The 4,045-nt window shown below is 43.5% G+C and carries 4 protein-coding genes; 1 reads left to right on the forward strand and 3 read right to left on the reverse strand.

Annotation, left to right across the window (positions count from 1 at the left end):
* Positions 1-815: 815 nt before the first annotated feature.
* Genes ACTQY1_RS11100 through ACTQY1_RS11110 form a run of 3 tightly spaced genes read right to left on the reverse strand, consistent with a single transcriptional unit; the run spans position 816 to position 2,005 of the window.
* Positions 816-1,199, reverse strand: coding sequence for a protein-export chaperone SecB (locus ACTQY1_RS11100; protein WP_074707775.1), 384 nt, complete (start codon positions 1,197-1,199; stop codon positions 816-818).
* Positions 1,200-1,210: 11 nt separating this feature from the next.
* Entirely contained in the window at positions 1,211-1,471 is a 261-nt protein-coding gene (locus ACTQY1_RS11105; protein WP_022488212.1) for a hypothetical protein, read from the reverse strand.
* 12 nt (positions 1,472-1,483) lie between these two features.
* Positions 1,484-2,005 carry a hypothetical protein gene (locus ACTQY1_RS11110; protein WP_154487418.1) on the reverse strand — a complete coding sequence of 174 codons (522 nt, stop codon included), beginning with the start codon at positions 2,003-2,005 and terminating at the stop codon, positions 1,484-1,486.
* A gap of 849 nt (positions 2,006-2,854) precedes the next feature.
* On the opposite strand from ACTQY1_RS11110, the gene ACTQY1_RS11115 reads away from it, so the two are divergent.
* Entirely contained in the window at positions 2,855-3,949 is a 1,095-nt protein-coding gene (locus ACTQY1_RS11115; protein ID WP_441374201.1) for an IS256 family transposase, read from the forward strand.
* Positions 3,950-4,045: the final 96 nt, after the last annotated feature.

The raw sequence follows: 4,045 nt of genomic DNA on the forward strand, positions 1-4,045 counted from the left end.
AACCGTCAAGCGGTAGGGGCGCGCAACCGATCCACAGCTCCATTCTAATCGTACCGTAATTCACTATAAAAGGGAATATCTGGTACAACTCTATTATACGAGGGGCGCGCCGCAGGCACGCCCGTCCCGGCCTGCGGTTTTTATACGTTCCCAGGAACCCGCCCAGCAGGTTCCCTCCTGCCGCTAGAGACCAGTGCCTGTCAGCTCATGACCATCTGCCCCCGACAGATGCTCTCCATCGGCGTGAGACTGAAAAGCGGCCCTGCTACTTTTCACCTCCTAATCACTTTCTCCCCCTGTGTGACTCACTTTTTCATGATCACAGTGGCTCAATTTTTGGCAAGCGCGTGGCTTACTTTTTCTTTGACATTCACATCAGCGACAACCAATTTAGACAGATTGCTGCACCATGCACATGTGGTGAACACAAAACCGGGACACAATAAGGCCCCATTTGCTTTGTCAGCGGGAATTTTTGAAAGAGGCATGTACCATTATGTACTATGCCACTTTCAAAAATTCCCACTTTCGCGCATCTGGAACCTCCTTGCGCCCCGGGAACGAGTCGGAGGAAAGAAAACTGAAAAATGCCAACCGCCTGCCGGGCGTCCCGCCCCCCCGCACCTTTTCTGTCGAACACATGCTGTTCTATCGAAAATTCTCCATCCCTGTAGGGTGCCGCCCAACGGGCGTCCCGCCACCAGGCCGCCTAGTGGTCTGTATTCATTCGTTCGGCAATCACCTGATTCCTAAAAAATAAAAGAAAGCCCTTTAAAGATGGAAAATGATATTCCAGCTTTAAAGGGCTTTCCTGGTTATTTTACCAGATTATTAATATTAATAATTGGTAATATGATCGGTCTGAAATTTGGTTGTGATGTAACCAAGGTAACTTGACTTCTTAAGAATGGAAACATGATGGCAATCGCATTTTTTAGCATGCTTTCAACTGGAACATTCCCATCTGTCTCAAAATCAGCAGCTAATTTTACTTGCATTTGAGCAATTTCGGGAATATCAATATCACAACTTAATTCCACTGCCATTTTACTGTCAGATTGGACATTTTTATCCACATGAAATGCAACATTCATTTTAGTAGGTCGAACTGGTTCTTTTCCAGTTGCAGAGAACTTTATATCCTTGACATGCAAATGCTGCATCTGCAAACTGCTTAGCTGTTTTTCCTGAAAATCCATATTGTCTCCTTCTATGCGGCCTTTAAAATTTCATCTGTAGTATCTACTAAAATATCAACAGGCAAATCTGAATCCATCTCATTCCCATCATTTCCGTCAGGATATTCCAAAACTAAAGCAATATCCTTCGTATCAGGAAAAATGGTATGATCTTTGAAATACTCGTCTGCCTTTTGCCCATCTATCACAGCAGGACCCGGTTCATCTACCCATTCAATGCCCAATTCCAAACAGCATTCTTTTAATAATGCGTTAAGATCACTGTTTTTCATTTCGACTGCCTCCTATCGAAACTTTTTCACTTCCCCAATATTTTTATTACTGCTCACAGCATATTGTCTTTGTTTCAAACAAACACGAAACCCAAGTTTATTAACCATGATTCTTTTAGGAAAAGAATAGGCCAAAATTTTTATTCCTTTCAATTTCTTGTAGAAATTGCATGCTAGGCATCGCAGTTTTACACCGCTATTGTCGCCATTAATAACAGGATGTCCTTCTTCTCCTTTTTCCAAAAATGGAAGAATTGTTCTTTCCATTTCAGCCATATTCTCTTCTATATCCAAGTCAAGAAATTCGTCATCATTACAAAAGATATTAGCTTGCAGAAGACACGGTTTTGTTACTTTATTCTTTTTCTTCGCAGCCTCATTTTCTGCCCACAATTCAGCATCTTCCCGCTTGGCAAAAAAATAGATTCCTGTACCAAGCCATTCAATATCTTTACTGCTTTCTATGAATCCCTCTTTTACTATAGCGTCAGCTTTTTGCTGTATTGTTCCATGATAGACTGTTTCTTTGAACATTGCTGGCTCCTGAAATCATGAAAAATGCTTATACTGTTCCATTTAATTATTCTAACAAAGTTCTCTCATTTTGTAAACTCCGAACAGGTATTCTTGAATCAATTGATAAAGTAAGTTGATATTTTAAAATTTTCCCTACTAAAAGACCTCTATACAGACTCTCGATAAGCAAATCGGCTCAACGACCCAAATCACCTAGCCACTTATCCACTTAACCACCTAATCACTATTATTAGGGCCCATCTGAAATCGCCATTTTCAGCCCAACCAAGTCGCCACACCATACTTCCCCCATCCTATATGATCTTGGAAAGCAGCTGCCTGGCCACATTCCATTTAAAATGTCTCCAGGCAAATTGGCTGTTTTAATCCGACTGAAATTGGTCATTTTAACCCGACTCTACTTGGTCAAATTAACCCGACGCTAGAACCCTGGTGAAAATGGGGAATTTCCCATGATGACAATGGGGAAAAGTGGTTGATGAAGAACGCCTTTCTTTTATGCTGAACCTGTAATTATATCTCCGCCCTTTACAAGGGCGTAAGCAGGGCGCATCCGCTTTAGCGGATAGCGAGGTCGCTTATGCCGTAGCTGGGGTATCCATGCGCCAGCATGGGTGGTGGGTTAGCAGCCGCAGGCTGCGTTTCCATTCAAAGGAATCCACTGGTGGGTTCCCTCCATCGGCGTGAGACGTGAGACGTTCAGCGTGAGGCGTTGTCCGTTCTCCGTCAATGTAGGGCGCCGCCCAACGAGAGTGTAAAATATTTTGTGTAAATGCGTAAGCGTCTTGCTCAAAATCTATTTATACCTCATACTGAAAGGGACCAAAGGCAAAGGAGTGGACTACTATGGCAAAGCGTACTCTTACCCCCGAAGAAAAAATTGGCCAGGCTATCTACGATATATATAAACCTCAATCTGCTGAGGAAATCCAGGATGCTCTGAAGAAGATTTTTGCCCCCCTTTTTGAAGCTGCTCTCAAAGGAGAAATGGAAAATCACCTTGGATATCCTAAAAATGGGTCGAGTCCCGAAAAAGGTAGTAACTCTCGTAATGGTTATTCGCTGAAAACAGTGAAGACCACTATGAGCGATGTTCCTATTCAGATTCCTCGGGATCGGGAGAGCACCTTTGAACCTCAGATTATCAAGAAACATCAGAGAGATGTTTCTTCCATTGAAGGAAAGGTCTTGGCTATGTACGGCCGGGGTATGAGTCAACGGGATATTGCATCTACTATCGAAGATATCTACGGCTTTTCTATCTCCCACGAGCAGATTTCTCACATTACAGACTGTATCATGGAAGAAGTTTATGAATGGCAGAACCGGCCGCTGCTTCCATTTTATCCATTTCTCTTCGTAGACTGCATCTATGTTTCCATGCGGACAGAAATGGCAATCAATCAGAAAGCAGTCTATGTTATCCTCGGCTATGATATCAACGGCAACAAAGATATCCTTGGCTTATGGATTAATGAAACAGAGGGAAAACATACTTGGATGCAGATCTTCGACGAAATCAAGAGCCGCGGAGTTCAGGATGTGGGATTTATCTCCATGGATGGTGTCAGTGGGCTTGAGGAAGGAGCCCGTGCCATTTTCCCGGGTACTGTTGTCCAGCGCTGCATCGTCCACCTGATTCGGAATTCTCTGCGGTATGTTCCTTGGAACCAAAGCCGAGAATTCATGAGAGAACTAAAGGCCATTTACCGGGCGGTAAATGTGGAAGAAGCTCGTAGGCTTTTCGCCGCATTCAAGGAAAAATGGTCCCAATTCCCAGGTGCTATCTCCGTCTGGGAAAGAAATTTCAGCCATGTAGAGCAACTCTTCAATTATGGACCGGACGTCCGAAAAGTCATGTATACGACGAATGCCATCGAAAGCATCAATTCCAGTGTTAGAGCCCGTCTGAAATCGCCAAATAGAGCCCAGCTGAATTAGCCAAATTCAGCCCAATTGAAATCGCCATTCTTAAATATGTGGTACGATCAACAACTTAGAATACACTTCGGCCTAGGGCTTAAATCTTAGGCATAG

This window comes from Acidaminococcus sp. HCP3S3_G9_1, from assembly GCF_052122455.1.
GTDB lineage: Bacteria > Bacillota > Negativicutes > Acidaminococcales > Acidaminococcaceae > Acidaminococcus.

What these genes read in the sequence shown, in the direction of transcription:
- ACTQY1_RS11100 (WP_074707775.1), bottom strand. Translation starts at nt 1,199, where the DNA reads ATGGATTTTCAGGAAAAACAGCTAAGCAGTTTGCAGATGCAGCATTTG.
- ACTQY1_RS11105 (WP_022488212.1), bottom strand. Translation starts at nt 1,471, where the DNA reads ATGAAAAACAGTGATCTTAACGCATTATTAAAAGAATGCTGTTTGGAA.
- ACTQY1_RS11110 (WP_154487418.1), bottom strand. Translation starts at nt 2,005, where the DNA reads ATGTTCAAAGAAACAGTCTATCATGGAACAATACAGCAAAAAGCTGAC.
- ACTQY1_RS11115 (WP_441374201.1), top strand. Translation starts at nt 2,855, where the DNA reads ATGGCAAAGCGTACTCTTACCCCCGAAGAAAAAATTGGCCAGGCTATC.